General features: G+C 40.5%; 21 protein-coding genes. 9 read left to right on the top strand and 12 right to left on the bottom strand.

All coding sequences use genetic code 11. The annotated features are described in order from the left end of the window. Positions 1-17 precede the first annotated feature (17 nt). On the top strand, positions 18-530 hold the full coding sequence (locus ACHSBP_RS13565) for a hypothetical protein (RefSeq protein WP_010559129.1): 513 nt from the start codon (positions 18-20) through the stop codon (positions 528-530). Between the two features lie 101 nt (positions 531-631). Here the strand turns inward: ACHSBP_RS13565 and dnaJ are convergent, their stop codons facing one another. Next, positions 632-1,771 carry a molecular chaperone DnaJ gene (gene dnaJ, locus ACHSBP_RS13570; protein WP_010559128.1) on the bottom strand — a complete coding sequence of 380 codons (1,140 nt, stop codon included), beginning with the start codon at positions 1,769-1,771 and terminating at the stop codon, positions 632-634. 137 nt (positions 1,772-1,908) lie between these two features. Continuing rightward, positions 1,909-3,831 carry a molecular chaperone DnaK gene (gene dnaK / locus ACHSBP_RS13575; RefSeq protein ID WP_010559127.1) on the bottom strand — a complete coding sequence of 641 codons (1,923 nt, stop codon included), beginning with the start codon at positions 3,829-3,831 and terminating at the stop codon, positions 1,909-1,911. A gap of 218 nt (positions 3,832-4,049) precedes the next feature. On the opposite strand from dnaK, the gene ACHSBP_RS13580 reads away from it, so the two are divergent. After that, complete coding sequence (locus ACHSBP_RS13580) at positions 4,050-4,838, top strand: thioesterase family protein (protein ID WP_010559126.1); 789 nt, start codon at positions 4,050-4,052, stop codon at positions 4,836-4,838. Positions 4,839-4,964: 126 nt separating this feature from the next. Here ACHSBP_RS13580 and ACHSBP_RS13585 read toward each other — a convergent pair whose 3' ends face one another. Together ACHSBP_RS13585 and ACHSBP_RS13590 are read right to left on the bottom strand one after the other, a co-directional pair. Further along, positions 4,965-5,666, bottom strand: coding sequence for a hypothetical protein (locus ACHSBP_RS13585; protein ID WP_010559125.1), 702 nt, complete (start codon positions 5,664-5,666; stop codon positions 4,965-4,967). A gap of 108 nt (positions 5,667-5,774) precedes the next feature. Beyond that, positions 5,775-6,887, bottom strand: coding sequence for an arginase family protein (locus tag ACHSBP_RS13590; protein WP_010559124.1), 1,113 nt, complete (start codon positions 6,885-6,887; stop codon positions 5,775-5,777). Between the two features lie 373 nt (positions 6,888-7,260). On the opposite strand from ACHSBP_RS13590, the gene ACHSBP_RS13595 reads away from it, so the two are divergent. Together ACHSBP_RS13595 and ACHSBP_RS13600 are read left to right on the top strand one after the other, a co-directional pair. Continuing rightward, positions 7,261-8,340 carry a YjgN family protein gene (locus ACHSBP_RS13595; RefSeq protein ID WP_010559123.1) on the top strand — a complete coding sequence of 360 codons (1,080 nt, stop codon included), beginning with the start codon at positions 7,261-7,263 and terminating at the stop codon, positions 8,338-8,340. Further along, positions 8,340-9,356 carry a M48 family metallopeptidase gene (locus ACHSBP_RS13600; RefSeq protein WP_010559122.1) on the top strand — a complete coding sequence of 339 codons (1,017 nt, stop codon included), beginning with the start codon at positions 8,340-8,342 and terminating at the stop codon, positions 9,354-9,356. Before ACHSBP_RS13595 ends, ACHSBP_RS13600 begins: the two co-directional genes overlap by 1 nt. A 320-nt stretch (positions 9,357-9,676) precedes the next feature. On the opposite strand, the gene ACHSBP_RS13605 is transcribed toward ACHSBP_RS13600, so the two are convergent. Beyond that, the gene (locus ACHSBP_RS13605) at positions 9,677-10,099 is read right to left on the bottom strand and encodes a hypothetical protein (RefSeq protein WP_040642568.1); all 423 of its coding nucleotides are present in this window, start codon (positions 10,097-10,099) and stop codon (positions 9,677-9,679) included. Positions 10,100-10,200: 101 nt separating this feature from the next. On the opposite strand from ACHSBP_RS13605, the gene ACHSBP_RS13610 reads away from it, so the two are divergent. After that, positions 10,201-10,506, top strand: a complete 306-nt coding sequence (locus ACHSBP_RS13610; protein ID WP_395389160.1) for an Mpo1-like protein — start codon at positions 10,201-10,203, stop codon at positions 10,504-10,506. Positions 10,507-10,511: 5 nt separating this feature from the next. Here the strand turns inward: ACHSBP_RS13610 and ACHSBP_RS13615 are convergent, their stop codons facing one another. Beyond that, complete coding sequence (locus ACHSBP_RS13615) at positions 10,512-12,002, bottom strand: cobyric acid synthase (protein ID WP_010559118.1); 1,491 nt, start codon at positions 12,000-12,002, stop codon at positions 10,512-10,514. 116 nt (positions 12,003-12,118) lie between these two features. On the opposite strand from ACHSBP_RS13615, the gene udp reads away from it, so the two are divergent. Continuing rightward, a complete protein-coding gene (udp, locus tag ACHSBP_RS13620) occupies positions 12,119-12,871 on the top strand; it encodes a uridine phosphorylase (protein ID WP_010559117.1) in 753 nt (250 codons plus the stop codon). A 35-nt stretch (positions 12,872-12,906) separates the two neighbouring features. Here udp and cdd read toward each other — a convergent pair whose 3' ends face one another. Continuing rightward, positions 12,907-13,734: a cytidine deaminase gene (gene cdd, locus ACHSBP_RS13625; RefSeq protein WP_010559116.1), complete on the bottom strand. Its 828-nt coding sequence runs from the start codon at positions 13,732-13,734 to the stop codon at positions 12,907-12,909. Between the two features lie 334 nt (positions 13,735-14,068). On the opposite strand from cdd, the gene ACHSBP_RS13630 reads away from it, so the two are divergent. From ACHSBP_RS13630 to ACHSBP_RS13640, 3 genes are read left to right on the top strand one after another with little or no spacing between them, the layout of a single operon-like run. Then, the gene (locus ACHSBP_RS13630; protein ID WP_395389419.1) at positions 14,069-16,018 is read left to right on the top strand and encodes a putative bifunctional diguanylate cyclase/phosphodiesterase; all 1,950 of its coding nucleotides are present in this window, start codon (positions 14,069-14,071) and stop codon (positions 16,016-16,018) included. 13 nt (positions 16,019-16,031) lie between these two features. Further along, the gene (locus tag ACHSBP_RS13635) at positions 16,032-16,751 is read left to right on the top strand and encodes a tetratricopeptide repeat protein (protein WP_010559114.1); all 720 of its coding nucleotides are present in this window, start codon (positions 16,032-16,034) and stop codon (positions 16,749-16,751) included. Positions 16,752-16,800: 49 nt separating this feature from the next. Continuing rightward, a complete protein-coding gene (locus tag ACHSBP_RS13640; protein ID WP_010559113.1) occupies positions 16,801-17,274 on the top strand; it encodes an FKBP-type peptidyl-prolyl cis-trans isomerase in 474 nt (157 codons plus the stop codon). A gap of 29 nt (positions 17,275-17,303) precedes the next feature. Here the strand turns inward: ACHSBP_RS13640 and ACHSBP_RS13645 are convergent, their stop codons facing one another. The 5 genes from ACHSBP_RS13645 to ACHSBP_RS13665 form a co-directional block, all read right to left on the bottom strand. Then, complete coding sequence (locus ACHSBP_RS13645) at positions 17,304-18,260, bottom strand: hypothetical protein (protein WP_148665291.1); 957 nt, start codon at positions 18,258-18,260, stop codon at positions 17,304-17,306. A gap of 20 nt (positions 18,261-18,280) precedes the next feature. Then, the gene (locus tag ACHSBP_RS13650; RefSeq protein WP_040642632.1) at positions 18,281-18,541 is read right to left on the bottom strand and encodes a hypothetical protein; all 261 of its coding nucleotides are present in this window, start codon (positions 18,539-18,541) and stop codon (positions 18,281-18,283) included. A 167-nt stretch (positions 18,542-18,708) separates the two neighbouring features. Then, positions 18,709-18,960, bottom strand: coding sequence for a hypothetical protein (locus ACHSBP_RS13655; protein ID WP_010559110.1), 252 nt, complete (start codon positions 18,958-18,960; stop codon positions 18,709-18,711). Further along, positions 18,953-19,489: a response regulator transcription factor gene (locus ACHSBP_RS13660; protein WP_010559109.1), complete on the bottom strand. Its 537-nt coding sequence runs from the start codon at positions 19,487-19,489 to the stop codon at positions 18,953-18,955. The genes ACHSBP_RS13655 and ACHSBP_RS13660 overlap by 8 nt, the downstream gene beginning before the upstream one ends. Further along, positions 19,486-20,736, bottom strand: a complete 1,251-nt coding sequence (locus ACHSBP_RS13665; RefSeq protein WP_010559108.1) for a HAMP domain-containing sensor histidine kinase — start codon at positions 20,734-20,736, stop codon at positions 19,486-19,488. The genes ACHSBP_RS13660 and ACHSBP_RS13665 overlap by 4 nt, the downstream gene beginning before the upstream one ends. Positions 20,737-20,779: the final 43 nt, after the last annotated feature.

A 20,779-nucleotide genomic window follows, 5' to 3' on the forward strand; every position in this document is an offset into this window, starting at 1 on the left:
TTATTAGGGATAGCATTATGTTTCGTAAAATTTCTGCTGCATCGCTGTTTTTGTTTCTAGTTGGCTGTGGCTCAACACTCACTCCAACACAAACAGCCTACGTTGATAACTTAACACCTTGTGAAAAAATTCAAGGTTTAGTTGATGGTTTTGAAAATCAATTCGAGCCGCTAAAAGCGACACGCGTTCAAACTAAGTTTGGCGATGTATGGACACCAAAGTACCATTTGCTAGGCAATAGTTGTCAAATTCTCGGTATGAATAACGAAAGAGTGTCTTACAAGTGCGCAAAGCAATACGATAATGAATCGCAAAGCCGTGACGCGTTTGACTTAGCCGTAAATCAAGTAGCACAATGTTTGGGCAGCCAATGGCAAGCAAATAACACTTCACAAAATCAAAGCCAACGAACTACATTTAAAAACGCTGCGCACGATGCCGTAATTAGCATTCAAAGCGGACAAACTAACGCCAAGTACAATAAAACGTGGCAAACATCTTTTGAAGTTGGTGGTTTAATTAAGAAATAAATCCATATTTTTATTATAAAGCCAATAAAAAGGGCCCACAGTTGTGAGCCCTTTTTATTATTTTTCTTAGCTAAATTAATAGGCTAAGTTACTAAGCTAGATTACTTAGTTAAGTCATCAAAAAACTTCTTAACACCATCAAAGAATCCTTGCTCTTTTGGACGATGGCGCGAGCTATCACCGCCCATGCTCTCATCTAATTCACGTAATAATTCTTTTTGACGTTCGTTTAAGTTAACCGGTGTTTCAATAATCACTTTACAGATTAAATCACCCACTGCACCGCCGCGAACAGACTTAACGCCTTTACCGCGCATACGGAACATTTTATCCGTCTGACATTCTGAAGGAATTTTTAGTTTTGCACGACCGTCTAGCGTTGGTACTTCAATTTCGCCACCAAGTGCTGCTGTGGTAAAGCTAAGTGGTACTTCACAATATAAATTGCTGCCGTCACGCACAAAAATTGGGTGTTCACGAACAGAAACCTGCACGTATAAATCACCTGCTGGTGCACCGTGTTGCCCTGCTTCACCTTCGCCAGCTAGACGAATACGGTCGCCAGTATCAACACCTGCCGGAATTTTCACAGACAAGGTCTTGGTTTTTTCTACGCGGCCCTGACCATGACACTTATTACATGGATCTGAGATAATTTGACCGCTACCATTACACGTAGGACATGTTTGCTGAACAGCAAAGAAGCCTTGGCGCATTTGTACTTGGCCATGACCATGACAGGTACCACATGTTTGTGGCTTAGAGCCTTTCTTCGCACCAGAACCATCACACGGTTCACATGACACCCAAGTTGGCACTTTAATTTCAACGTCTTTACCGCGAACTGCTTCTTCTAGGCTTAAATCTAGGTTGTAGCGTAAATCAGCACCACGTTGTTGCCGAGATTGACGTCGGCCACCGCCGCCGCCACCAAAAATATCGCCGAATACATCACCAAAGATATCGCCAAAATCTGCACCGCCGCCAAAACCACCGTGACCGCCGCCACCGCCTTGTTCAAAGGCTGCGTGACCAAATTGGTCGTATGTTTGACGTTTTTGACTGTCGCCAAGTACTTCGTATGCTTCTTTTACTTCTTTAAACTTAGCTTCTAAGTCTTTGTCGCCTGCGGTACGATCTGGGTGATACTTCATAGCAAGGCGTTTGTATGCCTTTTTAATATCACGATCGCTAGCGTCTTTTGCAACGCCTAGTACTTCATAATAATCGCGTTTTGACATAATTACTGCTTTCCCCGTTAGTTGGCTAACTGCATTTGCATTGCCCCAGCGGGGTCTTTAGCCTCAAAATTCATAAAACCTTTAGATACACTAAGGGCGCGTCTGAGTCGAAACCCGCGCGCCCTCTTCAAAGTAAATTACTTTTTATCGTCTTTTACTTCTTCAAACTCAGCGTCAACAACGTCGTCATCTTGCTGTGCTTGTTGCTGTTGGCCTGCATCGCCGCCAGCTTGTTGCGCTTGTGCATTTGCTTGCGCAATTTCCATTAGTTTTTGCGATTTTTCGATAAGCGCTTGCGTTTTCGCTTCAATTTCAGCTTTGTCATCGCCTTTCACTGCTGTTTCTAGCTCTGAAAGTGCTGCTTCAATCGCTGCTTTATCGTCAGCTGGTAGTGCGTCACCTGCTTCTTCGATTTGCTTGCGTGTACCGTGAACCATTGCGTCACCTTGGTTACGCGCTTGTACTAGTTCTTCAAACTTCTTATCTTCTTCTGCGTTTGCTTCCGCATCACGTACCATTGCATCGATTTCATCATCGCTTAGACCTGAAGATGCTTGGATTGTGATCTTCTGCTCTTTACCCGTGTCTTTATCTTTCGCAGATACGTGTAAGATACCATCAGCGTCAACGTCAAACGTTACTTCAATTTGTGGTGCGCCACGTTGTGCAGGGCGAATACCTTCTAGGTTGAATTGACCTAGTGATTTGTTCGCGCTTGATTGCTTACGCTCACCTTGCAGTACGTGAATTGTTACCGCACTTTGGTTGTCTTCCGCAGTTGAGAATACTTGTGACTTCTTCGTTGGAATCGTTGTATTCTTCTCGATTAATGCAGTCATAACCTGACCCATTGTCTCGATACCTAGCGAAAGAGGAATAACATCTAGCAGTAGTACATCTTTAACGTCACCCGCTAAAACACCACCTTGAACCGCAGCACCCATAGCTACTGCTTCATCAGGGTTTACGTCTTTACGAGGCTCTTTACCGAAGAAATCAGTAACTGCTTTTTGTACTAGTGGCATACGTGTTTGACCACCCACTAGGATTACATCGTTAACATCGCTAACAGAAAGATCTGCGTCAGCTAATGCCTTTTTAAGTGGCTCTAGTGATTGCGTTACGAGATCTTCAACAAGTGATTCTAACTTAGCACGCGTTAGTTTAACGTTCATGTGCTTAGGACCTGACGCATCAGCAGTTACATACGGAAGGTTAACTTCTGTTTGTTGTGCGCTTGAAAGTTCGATCTTCGCTTTTTCTGCAGCTTCTTTAACACGCTGCATCGCAAGTGGATCAGTCTTCAAGTTGATGCCTTGATCTTTCTTAAATTCTTCAACTAGATAGTTGATAACGCGGTTATCAAAATCTTCACCACCTAAGTGCGTGTCACCATTTGTTGCTAGTACTTCAAACGTGTGCTCGCCTTCTACTTCATCAATTTCGATGATAGAGATATCGAATGTACCACCACCCAAGTCGTAAACAGCAACTACGTTGTCGCCTTGCTTCTTATCCATGCCGTATGCAAGTGCAGCAGCAGTTGGTTCGTTGATAATACGTTTAACATCAAGGCCCGCGATACGACCCGCGTCTTTTGTCGCTTGACGTTGAGCATCGTTAAAGTATGCCGGTACAGTAATTACTGCGCCAGTTACCGCTTCACCTAAGAAATCTTCTGCTGTTTTCTTCATTTTCTTAAGAACTTCAGCTGAGATTTGTGGTGCAGCGCGTTTTTCGCCTTTCGCTTCTACCCATGCATCGCCATTGTCTGCTTTAACAATTTTGAATGGCATGATGTCGATATCACGTTGTACTTCTTCGTCTTCAAAACGACGACCGATTAAACGCTTGATTGCGAATAATGTATTTGTTGGGTTTGTTACCGCTTGACGCTTTGCAGGTTGACCTACAAGCGTTTCACCTTCGTCTGTGTATGCGATAATTGATGGGGTTGTACGATCACCCTCTGCATTTTCAATTACGCGTGGCTTATCGCCGTCTAATACTGCAACACATGAGTTTGTTGTGCCTAAGTCGATACCAATAATCTTACCCATGGAACGTCTCCTACTTCTTTAATTCTGTATCAAAAAATGATTAATTCGTTTAGATGGTTACTTAATAGGGGTGGGGTAATGACAATTCAACTGTAAAACGTAAATTTTTTTTAAAATTTTGAAATTTTTTTTGCAATGATGAATTTTGATACTGAAAGTGGTCATACCACTTTATTTTTGTTATAAACAAGCTAGTTACGATAACAAATGAAATTCTTATGCATTTTGATCAATTATTAGACCAAGTCAATTCACGTCTTACCCAACTAACCTTTCCTGCAAACTGGTGCCAAGGACGCACAGCCTTCGGCGGTATTTCTGCCGCTATGCTGTACACCGCAATGCGCACTGTAATTAATAACGAACGTACGTTACTGTCACTCAGTACTAATTTTGTTGGCCCGCTGACCGCCGATACGCCATTTAATATTGAGCTTTCACTTTTGCGTGAAGGTAAAAGTGCATCACAGATTGAAGCAAGAATTATTCAAGACCAAAAAGTCGCGGTGATTGCCCTTGCATGCTTTGCAATAAAACGTGATTCAAATGTGATTGTTGAAAATAAAGCGACATGCCCGTTGGCACCAGTTAATGAAGAAAACCTTATTCCTTATATAGAAGGAGTAACCCCCCAATTTTTCCAACACATGAGTTTTAATATTCAAAAAGGTGCTATGCCGTTTTCAAATGCATCGAATGGCGAACTTGCAGGATGGATGCGTTTAAAAGAAACACCCAGAGACTTAACTGTAGCGCATATATTAGCGCTAACAGATGCTTGGCCACCTGCACAATTGCAAATGTATGCAAACGTTGCTCCTGCCAGTTCAATGTCTTGGTATATTGAATTTTTACCTCATCAGCCATTAGCAGCTGACGCTTGGCTTGGTTTTGATGCGTTTACCCATCATAGTCGCGATGGATATGCCTGTGAAGAAGCAAATATTTATAATCAGGCGGGTGAACTATTAGCAATGAGTCGTCAAACCGTTGCACTGTTCGATTAAGCTGACAACTACTATTTAAGCGCTCACTCAATGAGCGCTTAAATGTCATCAATGCTCGCCTAATGTAACGCAATTAACCTAATTTGCATTGCTCAATAAACAAACCAAAAATAAAGACATTTAAAACTAATTTATCGTTTCAAATCCAGCTTTTAATTTAGCCATCATATCGTCACTAATTTTAGTATTGCATGCAAAGTATAGACTCGTTGCTTCCTGTTTAAATTTGAACACCTTGCTTAACTCAGGGGTGGTTTTGTCAATTTCACGTTGCGTTGTATATTGTGTCTCGTTCAATACGATTAAATCAAGTACGTGTTTACGCTGCTTCATAATATGAAACAATCTATCTACATTTTCAATCACCAACAATTGCGTGCCTAATTTAAACCCATGTTGTGTTAAATAATGATGGCTAAAATTGTTTTCTATTACCGCGGTTTTGTATTCTTTTGCGGCGAGAATTGACTCTAATTGAATTTGTTTTTCAGGTAAGGCATAGAAATAAGCTGTAAAGTGACTTAATTTAGCAACCCACTTAAAATTGGGCTCACGCATTGGTAGACGGGCAAGCGAAAAGATACACGCATTTGGGTCGCGTAGCACCCCGTTATAAGCAAGTGACCAGCCAAGTACATTTAGCTCATAATCAATATTTGCAGCACTTAACGCACGATGTACTTTATCAAAGTTGGGCCCGACAAATTTCCCGTGCTCATTGTAATATTGAAAGCCACTTAAATTTTCAGTAAATACCGTCAGTTTACCGAACGCACTAATAGGCATTAAGCATAATAAGACATACAGTGCGGCTAATCGGTTTACCATCTTTACCTTTTTGATAAATCACGGGGTTTCATACTGTTAAGTGTAAACCCTGTTATTGACTTTAGAAACTATAAGAGCAAAAAAGGTGCCATTTGGCACCTTTTTTATTTACTTACTGTTCATCGCATCAATTAACAAGGCTGAAATTTTAGCTCCCTCTCGCAATGTACTTTCAGAGGCTTGTTTACCACTGTGTGATGCATCGGTAAACGGCGCAATTTCCATCATATCCGCGCCCGTAATTGGGAACTCTTTGGCAAGCGCATTTAAAATTAGCATTGCTTCATCTGGCGTCATACCATCGTATTCAGGTGTTCCCGTTGCCGCTGCAAATGTTGCATCAAGGGCATCAATATCAAAACTAACGTAAAGCTCGTCGACATTGTCTGCTTTTAACTGTGCAATTACTTGCTCAACAATCGCTTGTGCGCCCTTTTCTCGAATCTCATGTGCCCAATGCTGTTTAACACCAAATGTTGATTCCCAATGAGTTTTATCTTTACCACTTGAGCGAATACCAAACTGAATTAAATGATGTGGCGCCGGTAAAAACTCCAGAATATGTGTACACCAAGAGCCAAAACATAAATCAATACCTAAACGCTCAACAAGTAGGTCGGTGTGTGCATCGAAGTGAATAATTGCAGTGCGTTTACCCTGCGCACGTTTTGCCTTTAAATACGACTTAGTTAATGGGTAACTAATTGAGTGGTCGCCACCAATACCAAAAATCCCTTTATCTGGAAAATTGGCATAAAAGTCATCACAGACATCTTCGGTAATTGATAATGGGCTTACGTGATAATCGCTGCTTTCATCTTGATAAAGCGCTTTTTGGCAATTTGAAATCGTACCGTCGTTTAAGTATTTATCATGTAGCAGGTGTGGAATAACACGCACGTCACCTAAATCGAATGTTTTCGCACTTGGCTGTTGTTCCATTAAGGTGCTGCGTAAAAATAGTGGTCCCCAGTTTGCACCGCGTAAAATACCGCCGCCGCAATCTGAGCTGATGCCTAACGTTACTGCATTATATTCACTTTGTTCAATATTTTGCAGGCTATCACGCCACAGCGCATCGATGTTTTCGGTCTGTCCATAGATTGACTGGTGCAGCGCTTCTTTTCGCTCTTTTGCAGTGTTAACGGTGAAAACACCGTTACCCGGTGGGCATAAGCAATTTGTTACTTTTTTAATAAATGCGTTTTTAGAGTCGCTCATATTCAGCTCCGAACAAAGCATAATCAGTCATATAATTATGCATAGATTAAAAATTTATTGCTGGAAATACCATTTATTACAAAATCCGCTCGTTACAAAACTAAGCGACGTATCATTTAATGGTCTTTAATTTTTAACTCGTTGTATTTGTTAAAAATTGGTTTATTCGATAAACCCAACAATAATCTACATGCCCCTTTCTTAGAGGCTTTGCCTTTGAATGTCAAATCAACTACCAGAAACAACCCCTAATCACCTGAAGATTTATTCAAGCTAACTGCATAGCTTTTCATATAATTATCAAGTTCTAATTTGTAACTAAATGATTTATAATGCGTTCGCTTAACAATTACATACAATCAGGAAACGTTTAATGGACCTAAACACAGCGCCGCAAACTCGCCGTTCGCAAGTTCAATTCACAGGTCAAACTGGCCAATTTTTTTCAATCTGGATAGTCAATATAGTGCTTACTGTACTCACCCTTGGCATTTATTCTGCTTGGGCTAAAGTCAGAACACATCGCTACTTTTACAGTAACACCAGTATCGATGGACACCAATTTACCTATCTTGCTAATCCAATCCAAATTTTAATTGGCCGTATTATTGCCGTCGTATTATTTGCTATATACGTGGGTAGTGTTCAATTTGTTCCAATTCTTGGCTTATTTATTATGCTAATCGCACTATTTTTAATGCCTTGGGTTATTAACCGCAGCATGCGATTTCAACACCGCATGACAAGCTATCGAAATGTACGTTTTGGTTTTAACGGCAGCTATGGCGAAGCGTTTCTTGTTTTCATTATTTTTCCAATTTTATCGGTATTTACCTTATACCTATTAGTGCCTTGGGTAATGAAGAAAATTAATTCCTATATTTTAAACAACATTACTTATGGTGATCGCAAGGTTGAGGCAACACTGTCTACAACCGATTACTATGTTGCCGCATTGTTAGTTGTTGCAGTGTCAATTGGTGCCATGTTTGGTTTTGCAATTGTTATCGGTATCGGCGCCGCTATTTTTGGTGCGACTGTTGATATGGCTAATTTAGATTCAGCAGGCATGAGTGCTGCCGCATTTGTAATAGCGCCAATTACTGCGCTGTTGTATATCGGTATGTTTGCGCTTATTACCGGTATTTATCAAGCACGTATTCGCGCACACAACTTTGCTAACAGCGAAATCAAAGACGTTGCTAAATTTGAGTCAACGATTACTGAGATGCAATTTGCACGTTTAGTATTCTTTAACTTAATCGCGATTGGTTTGTCACTTGGCTTAGCTTACCCGTGGGCAAAAATTCGCGCAGCACGTTATTTAGCAAACGGTACGTTTGTAGAAATCCATGAAAACGCAGATAACGTGATTGATGATATGACCAGTGATCAATCCGCTATTGGCGAAGAAATCGCAGAAGTATTCGACTTAGATATCGCCATCACCTGATGAGTCAAATAGTCGATGGTAAACTCTATCAAGCTAGCAGCACACGCTCGTGTGCTGTTAAGCTGGTAGTAACAGAATCTCATATCAGTATCATTCAAGACGGTGTTGAATATGGAGCCCATAATTTAAGCTCTATTTCGCTGAGTGATGCAATTCCCGGAGTCGCAACCGAAGTACGCTTTGAAAATGGCGACATGTTTATTCCCGATGACAAATCTTGGCGTGTTCAACGCCAAACCGGTTCACTGCTTAGTACGTTAGAAAGCCATAAAACCAGTGTGTTTGCCAGTATCATTTTAGCGCCACTACTCATTTATTGGCTTATTATGATTGCTATGCCTGCGCTTGCCAGTAAAAGTGTTGATTGGTTGCCACCAAGTGTGTCTAACTACATGGGTGAGCAAAGTTTTACGATTTTAGAGAAGGCTTTTCTTGAGCCATCTGAACTTGATGAACCTACACAACAACATATCGAACAGCTGTTTTCAAATGCCACAACGGCTTTGAATTTAGACAAAGAGCACTATCAAATATTTACATACCAAAGCGCGTACTTTGGTGCTAACGCACTTGCGCTACCTGACGGCACCGTAATCGTAACCGACGATCTTATTACGCAATTACGCGAATATGATGAAAACAAGTTAGATAGCATGTTAATGGCTATTATTTTGCATGAAATTGGTCATGTTGAAGGTAAACACGGTATGCGTTTAGTCGCGCAGTCTTTATCAAATGCCATTGTGTTTGCGCTGTTATTTGGCGATCTCGAAACCGTGGGCGAGCTATTTGTTGGTGCCAGCTCAACCTTAGTGCAAGCTAGCTTTTCACGCGATATGGAAAGTGAGGCGGATGATTTTGCACTTCAACATTTAGCTGAATTAGGTTACTCACCCAGTGCCTTTGCCGATGCCATGGATAGCTTTGATGCAAACGGCTCAGGTGATTTTCTTAAGTACCTAAGCTCGCACCCTGCTATAAAAGAGCGAATTGAAAAGGCCAAACGCTTTAAATAATACCAACTGCATAAAAGTGCAGAGGTATACCTAGAGCGTATTGGTCTCTATGGTCTAAATTCTGTTCAAATCCAAAGCTTTTTGATCGCGGCGTTGCTTTGTAGCCTTGCGGGCTACGTTAAGAAGCAACAACAAAGAACAAAACGCTTTGGGTGAAACTGTAAGCAGCACTTGCTTGGCGTTTATACTGTGGGTGCTGGGTAATAGCACAACGCCTTTATCGCTCATTTATGTAAATAATTACACTACAATCGCTCTATTTCGTCTAAATGCCAAACAAACAGCTGTAGAAATCGACTACAAAGGCCAACACGTTCTAATTACCAATATTCTCTAACGGCAGTTATTTTACCGTTAGAGAATTCAAATAAACTCACAATATTATCACTTGAACGCGCATACCATTTGCCATTAACACGTTGTTGCCAAGTACTTTTTTGCTTAACAAATGCTGCATTTAACGCGAACTCGATATGTATTATCTCAGTTTTTACATTACGCGTGCGCGTTTGCTTCATGCGTTCGTTAAGTGCATTCACCCACTGCTCTTTGTCTAAATGAATTTGAAAACTTGGTTGATAATATTCGAATTGCGTTGCGGTTAACTGAGATAAGCTAACGATTGCACTTTGCTTATCAATTGAATCATTGAGCGTAATAAACTGTGTTACTTTGGCGCGCATGTCTTTTTCAAAAAGTGGCTCAGCTGACGCATAACAAAATTGCGTAGAAAATAATAACAAAACGATTACGTACCAGTTTCGCAATTGATTACATTCCCAAATTGATTTACTGTTAAAAATTATACGATAAACATCTTAAACGTTAAGTCAAAGGTTTTGCGATGGCGAAAGTATACCATTCACTTGCAGCATTTTACCCATTTTATTTATCGCAACACACTAACGTTCTGTGTAGAAGACTGCATTTTTGCGGTTCGTTAATTGGCCTATTTTGTTTGCTTTTTGCTGTGCTAAACCAAAACTACTGGTTGATCTTAGGCGGTATTGGCATTGGCTATCTGTTCGCTTGGATTGGACACTTTGTATTTGAAAAAAACAGGCCAGCCACATTTCAATACCCACTTTATAGTTTTGTATGCGACTGGCTTATGTTTCGCGACATACTGTTGCGACGAATTCCTTGGTAAGTGAATTACTTGAGTGTGTTGACGTTTCCGTTTTGATTTAAACTTAATAACTGTTTTATCACGTTAATAGGCAGTACTTTTTCAACTTCTGTCGCTAGTTTCTCTATCTGATTATCTTTTTCACTTTCATAGTCAAATCCAGTTGCACCGGTTAACCCCGCCCACTCGAGGAGTTGTGATAAAAAGCGTGGGTTGTCTAGTACACCGTGTAAATAAGTCGCTTTTATTTGTCCATCTTGTGATTCATAGCCATCGAATTCACCGTTTGCGAGTTTAAACAATCGTTTTACCGTAGCTGTTTCACTTGTTTTACCTGCATGAATTTCATAGCCTGAAATAGCACTTCCACTCGTTAAGCAATGTGCCTTTGTTTGACTTAAGGTTTTAGCGCGTTGTAACGTGGTTTCAATTGGCAAGTAATTTAGGCCAACCATTTCATCGATATTAGACTCAATATGTTGAGGATCATAAAGTCGTTGCCCTAACATCTGCATACCACCACAAATCGCAAATACTTTGCCGCCATAGCGCAAATGACGCGCGATAAATTGCTGCCATTGGTTATCAATAAGAAACGACAGATCAGCCATGACACTTTTTGATCCGGGTAAGATAAGTAAGTCACACTTATCTACTGCGTTTGGCTTACGGGCATATCTGAGATTAACGTTAGGGTGCAATCTTAACACATCAAAATCAGTATGATTGGATATGCGAGGGTAAACCACTACCGTAATATTAATTGCGTTATTTGTGCTTAATATTTGATTAAAATCGAGTGCATCTTCTGGCTCTATATATAAGTCTGGTATATAGGGAATTGTTGCAAGTACCGGTATACCTAATTTGTTTTCGAGCCATTGGTTGCCCGGCAGCAGTAAATCTATATCCCCTCTGAATTTATTAATTACAAATCCAACCACTCTGGCTTTTTCTGTATCAGATAGCAGTTCATATGTGCCAACGAGGTGTGCGAATACACCGCCTTTATCTATATCGGCAACGATAATTACCGGACAATCTGCCGCTTCTGCAAAGCCCATATTAGCAATATCACGGTCGCGTAAATTAATCTCAGCAGGCGATCCTGCGCCTTCGACAATCACTGCATCAAATTGTTGCGATAATCGTTGATGTGATTCAAGCACAGCGCCCAGTAATTGCGGTTTCATTTGATGATAATCGACCGCATCTGAATTACCAATTGCTTTACCATGCACAATAACTTGCGCGCCAATATCAGAATTTGGTTTTAACAACACCGGGTTCATGTCCACATCTGGTTCTATTCTAGCCGCATCAGCTTGAACCGCCTGCGCACGACCAATTTCGCCCCCCTCTGCGGTAACCGCGCTATTAAGCGCCATGTTTTGCGGCTTAAACGGCGCAACTTTGATATTATGGTTGGCTAAAATACGACAAAGCGCCGCAACCAGCACACTTTTCCCAGCGTCTGAGGTTGTGCCTTGAACCATCAATGTATGCTTGGCTTTCATACAATTCTCTATACATTTTTTTGCTGCACACTAACAAATTAACGGACCATTGTCCTTTACAATTTTGCATGCTAATTCAAACTGTTATTAATATTTGCCAAGTTAGAGCATACAGGATGAAAAAAGTATTCCACTTAGGATTAGATAAAGCACAAGTTGAAGGTGCTAAACTCGCTATCGTACCCGGTGATCCAGCACGTGCAGAGCGCATTGCAAACGAGCTTGAAAACCCTATCGCACTTGCAAAAACACGTGAATATCATGTCTTTTTGGCCTATATCAAACAACAGCCGGTAATCGTATGTTCTACCGGTATCGGCGGGCCAAGTACGTCTATCGCAGTTGAAGAACTCGCGCAGCTCGGAATTAAAACGTTTTTGCGCGTTGGCACAACGGGCGCAATTCAGCCAAACATTAACGAAGGTGACCTATTAATTAGTCATGCATCTGTTCGTTTAGATGGTGCAAGCCAACATTTTGCACCAATTCAATACCCCGCAGTTGCCGATTTCTTTGCAACCAATGCAATGGTAAGTGCGTGTGACGAATTAGGTGCAACCTATCACTTGGGTATAACGGCTTCATCAGATACATTCTACCCAGGACAAGAACGTTACGACACCTATTCAGGCTATGTGACAAAAACCTTCCAAGGTAGTTTTGACGAATGGCAAAAACTTGGTGTGATGAACTACGAAATGGAGTCAGCTACGTTATTTACTATGTGCTCTGCTCTTGGTCTTAAAGCAGCCTGTGTTGCCGGTGTGTTAGTAAATAGAACGCGCAGTGAGATCCCTGATGTTGACCATCAGATCGTTGAAAAGAAAGCGGTTAGCGCTGTAATTAAAGCCGCTGAATTATTGGTATAGTTTAGAGTTGCTACACCATAAAATTGAGGAAGTGGTTACGCTTCCTCAATTGTTACCTTAATATTTCCACCAAGACTCATCGCAACCGCATTGGCAACCCCTTGTTGGTTTGCTTTCCCTGCTGTTTGCTTAATCACTATTTCGCTTATTCCCTGTAATCCAGTTTCTCTATTATGTAGCTGCACTTGATTGAGCGCTGCTTGCAAAGGCGACAAGCTTGGGCTGTACGCCGCGTTTTCAAGGTAGACCCCAAAGTATTTGTGCCCATCAACATGCTTAATTTCACACGCTGAAAAATTACCAGAGTATGGCGCATAGCTTTGTTCAACATACGCATCTAAGTCACAACATTGTGTTAAAGATTGGCTAAACAATGGTGTATGGTTATCTAAATCACTTGGACCAAATGCGTCTGGCAGGTATTGCTGTATGGTTTTCTCGACACCGTGCACATTTATTAATGGTTGTTTGTCTAACTGAATTTCATTAATAAACTGACGACAATAGCCACAAGGTGAAGCATTAATCACGAGCTTTTTAATTGCTTCAACCCCGTGTAACAATGCGTTATGAATAGCACTTTGTTCAGCATGAACAACCAGACTCAAGGCTTGATGGGAAAATTCTAAATTAGCGCCGAAAAATAAGCGCCCTTCACCACCGCTCTCAATCGCTAGGGCTGCCACTTTAAACTGTGAAACCGGTGCAATTGCATATTCAGACACCCATTTTAATAACGCGTCAAAAAATGATTGCTCGCTATCGAACTGAGACTTAAGTGAAATGAGTTCTTGATGAGTTAAGTAAGACTTATTGTTGGTGTAATCCGATAACACCGTTTCAAAATTATTATTCGATTGCATATTTAATGAAAACTCAAAAAATGGCAGTTCACACTACTGGTATTGTAAACGGAATACTAAGGTCAATTGTCCGCTTTTTAAAATAAATCGATATATTTACGTTATGAATCAATAAAAATTTAAATCACGTCTTCGCCTTAAAGGGGATGTACATAGGTAGTAAATAAGTTGCCATACTTTGACCGAACTCAATGATTATAAAGATTTATTTTGCAAGATATGCTAGAGTTCGCGGGTAAAATAAAAACTGGTAACGGCGCGTTCATAAACTATACTTGCTTAATGTAAACGTATGGAATTTGCGAAAGCCGTGCAGGATTAAAAAGTGCAAATGATGAAAACTGTCTCCCGCGTTGTGTTATTCACAACTGGGTTTATTGTCGCTATATATTTAGTATTAGCTTTGTCTCTCACGCAAGGTGTTGCATTATCACACCATGAGGATTCTCCGGTAAATACGGTCGAACTTAACCCCAACGACCTAGATGCAAATCAACCCAATATTTTCTCCTCGCTATTTAGTTATATTGATATTATTAGCAGTGACGGTGAGTTATATGTGCAACTCGAAAGCAATGAACAGCATGTAGTTGCCGTGCCGCTTAATAAAATGTTCAGTGACATGTTGTTATTTTCCAATTTACCTCTTCTCATTTTATTAGGCTTCGCAATCTTAATGCCGTTCGCCATCACCTCCAAAAAGCAAAAGTCATTGAATAAATCGATATCAATTCTTAATAACAAAACCGATAATCTGCTTAGCGCATTTAATCTGGATTTACCACAATACGAAACAGAGAATAATCTCGCACGGCTAAACCATTCTATTAGCTCACTCACAGACGCTGTTGAACGTTACAAAAAAGACACCGAAACCAGTATATTTCAAGACAAACTAACAGGACTTGCTGATCGTCACGCATATTTAGCGCATTTAAAAGAACAGTTAAACCATGCTGAACAAACAGCAAAAAAACAAGCATTACTGTTTATTGACCTCGACGGGTTTAAACAAGTTAACGACTCATTTGGCCATAGTTTCGGCGATGAAGTGCTCATCCAAGTTGCAGAGCGTTTGCGCACAATAGTGAGAAATCACAACTTATCATCTCAACACCCAATCAATGGCATAGAACAAAATTTATCGCGCTTAGGCGGTGATGAGTTTTCAATATTTATTAGTGATTTACTTGAACCATCACTGGCTGTTAACGTTGCCCAGAATGTATTGCATGAAATTGAACGTGATTTTGTATTGGGCAATAAAGTGGTAAAAATTGGCGCGAGCATTGGTATCGCAATCTACCCAGATAGCGCTTCAAGTCCTTTTGCCCTTTTGCAAATGGCCGACGTCGCTATGTATCGCGCCAAAACTGACGGACGCGGTATATTCCGCGTCTACTCACCTGAAATGGGCAGTAAAATGCGACGCTATCATTACTTGCTTGAAGAAATGCGTCTCGCGTTAGGCAGTAATAACTTTTCGTTATCATTTCAACCAATTGTACATGTTGATGATTGCAGCATTGATTATTTTGAATGTTTAGTCAGATGGCACCACCCCGTTGAAGGGACCATAACGCCGACTGAATTCATCCCGATTGCTGAAGAGTCTAATTTAATTCTAGAGCTTGGCGACTGGATTTTATTTGAAGCGTGCCGCCAAATGTCAGCATGGTATAACGCGGGTATGACCAAGGTACGCATTTCCGTCAATATATCAGGCGTGCAGTTAAAACACCGTAAGCTCTACGATTGGGTAATAGAAACCATCGAAAAAGCGGGGTTACCGCCAAAAGCGCTAATGTTGGAAATCACTGAGTCGTGCTTTATTGAAGCATCGCGCGAAACAACTGAAAGCCTACAAAAACTAAGACAAAAAGGCATTACTATCGCAATAGATGACTTTGGTACAGGCTTCAGTTCACTGTGTACGCTCGCTGAATTACCCGTCGATGTTATTAAAATTGATAAATTATTCATTGATCAGGCGAATGATAATCCGAAATATAATAAAATACTTAATTCCATTAGTGAGCTGGGTAAAGATCTCAACCTTAAAGTGGTTGCAGAGGGCGTTGAATGTGCCGAACAATTTGAACTCGTAAGAAAAATGGGTATCCAATGTGTGCAAGGCTATTTAGTATCAAAACCAGAGACTTCAAATAACGTTGGCACCAAAGTATTGCGTACTAATTTAAATCATATCGCTGCGACAGGTACCAATATATGGCTACCTGAAAACGACCCAATGCCGCGACATAAACTTCATTCCGTAAAGTAGGGAAATCAAAAAAATGAAACACATATTAAAAATAATCACGATCTGCCTCGCATTTACAAGCTGTTTAGTTAAAGCCGATTTACAACAGGCCATTGATGCTGCGAATGAGGGAGATTTTGAAACGGCGCTATTTCATTTTAATTACTTAGTCGAAAATAATTATGGTCCTGCTATGTACCACTTAGGGCAAATGCACGAATTTGGTTATGGTTTACCACGTAATCCAAAAAGAGCAGCAGAATTGTATGCTAAGGGCGTTAAGCTAGGTGAAGCCGATGCGATGTTTGCACTTGCAACCTTATACCAAGACGGCAAAGGCGTTAAAAAAGACCTGCAGAAAGCCGTTTCGCTTTACGAAAGTTCAGCAAAAAAAGGGCTGGCTGCAGCGCAATTTAATTTAGGTGTCATGTATGCCAACGGCACCGGTGTTATCCAAGACTTTTATGCAGCAAAAGACTGGTACACAAAAGCAGCCGCGCAAAACTACGCGGCGGCTCAATTTAATCTCGCGCTACTTTATTTTGAAGGTCAAGGTGTGGATAAAAGCGTTGAAATGTCGTTTATTTGGAACACAGTCGCTGAATTTAATGGCCATAAAGATGCCAGCCATAGTCGTAAGCTTGATGAGCGAAAAATGTCGCCATCGCAAGTAAAAGAAGCATCTGAAAAAGCGAATGAGCTCTATCAAAAAATCCTTGCAGGTAAGTACTACGGCGACGACCGTCGTATCTAATTGCAATTTATCACAATTACAGGCATGGTTCTTAATTTAAGGACCGCCTGTGCTTAACTTAATACTTTTTCTCATTATTTGTGCGTTAATTGCACTTATTATTAAATCTTCTGTTCAAAATGCTAAACGCGCTAAGATAAACATTGAGTCACAGCAAGCGTTTTTATCCGAAAACAAAAAACGTGAAGAAATCATTGAAACCGCGTCAGGCCTGCAATATGAAGTGATCACACCGTGTGATTCAGGTGAACAGCCCACACTGCAATCAAAGGTTACTTGCCATTATCACGGTACATTACTTGATGGTACGGTATTCGACTCATCGGTTGAACGTAACACGCCTCTCTCATTTAAACTAAACCAAGTTATTCCTGGCTGGACTGAAGTGTTACAACAAATGAAATGTGGCGAAAAAGTAAAGGCCTTTATTCCTTATAACTTAGCGTATGGTAAACGCGCTGTTGGAAAAATTCCGCCAGCGTCATTATTAGTATTTGAAATTGAACTTATCGCGATAGACTAATAGGCGCGTTTAAACTTAGGGTTTAAGCGCTACACGCCGTAATAAGCGATTAATCGAAGAGCAATCCCAGGTTCATCGTCAAAATCGTAGCGCTCTCTAAATTCAACAAATGGTTCAGCTTCAAAAAATAACCAATGCTCAAAAAAGCGCGTTCGCCAGCGATAAGATGCATAATAGCTTCGCTCTCCGCTGAAACTATCTTTTAGCCACACACCCGTTACACCAGCTTGATCATTGTTATAAGTATGACTGTGGAAAATACCAAGCGACACACGGTTAGTCGGTTCACTTTCAACATAGCGGGTGTTAAATGCGAAGTTTAGAGTCTGGTCGCTTTCTATTTTTCTATCAAGTCGTGTATTAACTCGCGCTCCCCACCCATCTTCAAGGTAGTATTCAATGCTTGGCGAAACGGTAAAGCGCCATTTATCAAGTTTTTGCTGATATTTGAGGCGGCTTTGTGCATACAGATTTGAGCGGCTAACACCGATTCTATGCTCAATGTTTAACCGCTGTTTTTGTAACATATACCAGTTTAATGCAGCGTTAACATGATTATCTTGATCTTGACCCGATATACTTTGAAAAGGAAGTCGATCTTCTTCTGCTTCGTCATTATCGATAATAACGCTTAGCTTGTTTTCTAAATTAGGTAAATCGAGTGATACTTTAAATTGATTATCAAAATCCGATAAATCTCTTGCTCTTGGCGCAAAACCGAGTGAAACATAGCCCTTAGCTGTGGCACGTGTTTTTTCGCTACCTTCACTTACCAATAATTGATCAAGCCACTGCGCCGAATTTTGCATATGGGTATTAAGCTGGCTTTGTAAAAAAGATGCGCTATCCGTAACCGTTTTTTTTACTTCCAGTGTCAATGGTGGTTTTGCGGACTTTTCTCTGGAGGCTGAGTTACTCGCTTGAGACAGGAAAGGGACTACTAATAACGTCAGAATAGATAATCGACGACAAGAATTTAATAACACTCCCTCTCCTTATTGGGACGTTAGCTTATCGCCTCTTTTGGTGCCTTAAAGTACTTATAAAGGCCAATTAGTGACGCAGCTATCCAAAACAATTCAATTACAAAACTTGCTAAATTAAAATTATAACAGAGGCTTATAAGTAATAAAATTGCCCCAGATAAGTTCATCACGTTGTAACCAATACCCGTTGGTTTTACTTTTTCTAATTGTAATAAAAAGAACGCACCGACGACAAGAAACGTACCGGTCATACCGATAATATCAAAAATTATTGAGATCAATTGAAAACTCCAAGCTTTAGCGCCCAAATTTGCTGGCCCTTTCCGTGGGGAGGGCGATTTCCATCCATGAAACAGCTTGTAGTTGAGGTTAATCCTCAAACCGGATAATTCTATCTTACCGGTAGGACCTTACCATGACATATGTCCCCTATTAACGTTTATTTGCTTTAATCTATTTTGGCCTTACCACCAATGATTTTATACGCGGCAGCGCCACGGATAATCTGCTCACGGGCAAACATTTGATTACAACTTGGGCAGTGGCATGCATTTTCACAGTAATTTACGGCTATCCGTTCTTTAAAACACTTAACTAACGCGCCTTTACCATTTTTGTGATATTTAAATAGCTTAGCGCCACAACCTACACACACTATTTTAACCACGCGCTCAGGTAACTTTTTGTTCGGTTTAGCCATAATGTTCGGTTTTAGTCAGTTGCGGTTTTTTTTGCAGTTTACGTTGTAATGTTCTGCGGTGCATACCGAGTTGTCGTGCGGTTTCTGAGACGTTTCCATTATTTATTTTTAATACCTGATTAATGTGTTCCCATTCTAATTGCTCGCTCGAAATGGGTGTTTCATCAAAGGCTATATCGGTTTTTTCGCCCGTTAAGGCAGCAACAACGGATTTAGTATCAGCAGGTTTTGCTAAATAATCATTTGCGCCTAATCGTATCGCTTCTACCGCAGTTGCAATGCTGGCAAAGCCAGTTAGCAATACGATTTTGCAATTCGGCAACAACGCCCTTAACGGTTTAATTAATGGCAGACTAATTTGAGCGCCTAGTTTCATATCAAGCAGGATGTATTCTGGCAAGTACTGTCTTGCCTTTATCAACACTTCGTCAGCATGAGTAACATGCTCAACACTAAATCCGTGTTTAGTCATACGCCTGGCTAGTGTTTGACCGTATGCATTATCATCTTCAACAATTAATAATTTCATAGTAATGGTAACCTTACACTTACTTTTGCGCCAACATCCTGATTATTTGCAATAATCAATTTTCCGCCCAATTTATTTACTGTGGTATTGGATAAAAAGAGTGCTATGCCCATGCCTTTTTGACTTTGAACTGTTTCGTGTCCTAATGAATCAAGTAGTTCTATATCAAAGCCAGCGCCAGTGTCTTCAATGTCTATATTCAATTGACCGTCACTTTCACCGACATTGATTTCGATTTGATTACTTTGATTTTGTCTATTCGCATCGACAGCGTTTTGCACTAAGTTTATCAGTGCTGAAAGTAACAAACTGTCTGAGCTGATTTTACTTGATGCTGAGGCTAAATTCGTTAACACAATTCGCTGCTCAGGAAAGTGCAATAAACACGCATCATAAAACTCGTTAATCACCGTATTAACACATTTTTCGTTAATTTTGTTTTCTTTAATTTGGCTTGCGTAATCACGAAAATATGCCAATTGTTCAGTGCATTGAGTCAGTGGCTGCGCCATTTCGTTTATAAGTGAATTGTTTTCACCAATTTCATCGAGTAAATCTTCATAGATCATTTGAAGGTTGGCAATCGGTGTTGCCAAATGGTGTGTGACTTGTGCAGCAGCCGTACCCAGAGCCATTAATTGTTCACTGCGTAACGTTTCTTCCCGTTGAATTGCCATCTGGCGCTCTTTATTGGCATTGGCTTTAACCAAGGCACTGATTGTGGTGGTAACAACCAACGCGGACAATACAAAATTAATCCACATTCCTAAAAAATGCTCCTGCATATCCATATGATGCATCGCGTGTTTTGGCATGTTAAACACTAATAATGTATAAAAGCTGACAGCGGTAAGCGAACACACAGCAAGCCAGCGAAGCGGTAAACACACTGCAGCTATGATAAGCGGAAGTAATAACAACGAAACAAACGCGTTAGTTGCCCCACCACTATAAAGTAAGAGCAAACTCAAGAACGAAATATCAGCCAATATTTGCAATGCCAACGCAAAATTAGTCGCATTAAGACGCGAAAAATAAACAATACTTGCTAAATGGAACAAGGTTTCAAACGCAATAACAAGCAGTAGTACACCAACGTAATCATTTTTGCTAACAGAAAAATGCAGCACAATGACGCTAATAAGCTGAATAGCAATAGACACGGTTCGTAAAAATAACAATCGGCTGATCGGTTTTCGATAAGCTAACGCCGGTTCAGCTCTAAGAAATTTAGCAAGCAAAGTCATAACTAACTCGTTTAAACAAAGACAAAACGCACTGTATCTGGTA

Source organism: Pseudoalteromonas sp. XMcav1-K, assembly GCF_044005875.1.
Taxonomy (GTDB): Bacteria; Pseudomonadota; Gammaproteobacteria; order Enterobacterales; family Alteromonadaceae; genus Pseudoalteromonas; species Pseudoalteromonas spongiae.

What these genes read in the sequence shown, in the direction of transcription:
- ACHSBP_RS13565 (WP_010559129.1), top strand. Translation starts at nt 18, where the DNA reads ATGTTTCGTAAAATTTCTGCTGCATCGCTGTTTTTGTTTCTAGTTGGC.
- dnaJ (WP_010559128.1), bottom strand. Translation starts at nt 1,771, where the DNA reads ATGTCAAAACGCGATTATTATGAAGTACTAGGCGTTGCAAAAGACGCT.
- dnaK (WP_010559127.1), bottom strand. Translation starts at nt 3,831, where the DNA reads ATGGGTAAGATTATTGGTATCGACTTAGGCACAACAAACTCATGTGTT.
- ACHSBP_RS13580 (WP_010559126.1), top strand. Translation starts at nt 4,050, where the DNA reads ATGCATTTTGATCAATTATTAGACCAAGTCAATTCACGTCTTACCCAA.
- ACHSBP_RS13585 (WP_010559125.1), bottom strand. Translation starts at nt 5,666, where the DNA reads ATGGTAAACCGATTAGCCGCACTGTATGTCTTATTATGCTTAATGCCT.
- ACHSBP_RS13590 (WP_010559124.1), bottom strand. Translation starts at nt 6,887, where the DNA reads ATGAGCGACTCTAAAAACGCATTTATTAAAAAAGTAACAAATTGCTTA.
- ACHSBP_RS13595 (WP_010559123.1), top strand. Translation starts at nt 7,261, where the DNA reads ATGGACCTAAACACAGCGCCGCAAACTCGCCGTTCGCAAGTTCAATTC.
- ACHSBP_RS13600 (WP_010559122.1), top strand. Translation starts at nt 8,340, where the DNA reads ATGAGTCAAATAGTCGATGGTAAACTCTATCAAGCTAGCAGCACACGC.
- ACHSBP_RS13610 (WP_395389160.1), top strand. Translation starts at nt 10,201, where the DNA reads ATGGCGAAAGTATACCATTCACTTGCAGCATTTTACCCATTTTATTTA.
- ACHSBP_RS13615 (WP_010559118.1), bottom strand. Translation starts at nt 12,002, where the DNA reads ATGAAAGCCAAGCATACATTGATGGTTCAAGGCACAACCTCAGACGCT.
- udp (WP_010559117.1), top strand. Translation starts at nt 12,119, where the DNA reads ATGAAAAAAGTATTCCACTTAGGATTAGATAAAGCACAAGTTGAAGGT.
- cdd (WP_010559116.1), bottom strand. Translation starts at nt 13,734, where the DNA reads ATGCAATCGAATAATAATTTTGAAACGGTGTTATCGGATTACACCAAC.
- ACHSBP_RS13630 (WP_395389419.1), top strand. Translation starts at nt 14,069, where the DNA reads ATGAAAACTGTCTCCCGCGTTGTGTTATTCACAACTGGGTTTATTGTC.
- ACHSBP_RS13635 (WP_010559114.1), top strand. Translation starts at nt 16,032, where the DNA reads ATGAAACACATATTAAAAATAATCACGATCTGCCTCGCATTTACAAGC.
- ACHSBP_RS13655 (WP_010559110.1), bottom strand. Translation starts at nt 18,960, where the DNA reads ATGGCTAAACCGAACAAAAAGTTACCTGAGCGCGTGGTTAAAATAGTG.
- ACHSBP_RS13660 (WP_010559109.1), bottom strand. Translation starts at nt 19,489, where the DNA reads ATGAAATTATTAATTGTTGAAGATGATAATGCATACGGTCAAACACTA.
- ACHSBP_RS13665 (WP_010559108.1), bottom strand. Translation starts at nt 20,736, where the DNA reads ATGACTTTGCTTGCTAAATTTCTTAGAGCTGAACCGGCGTTAGCTTAT.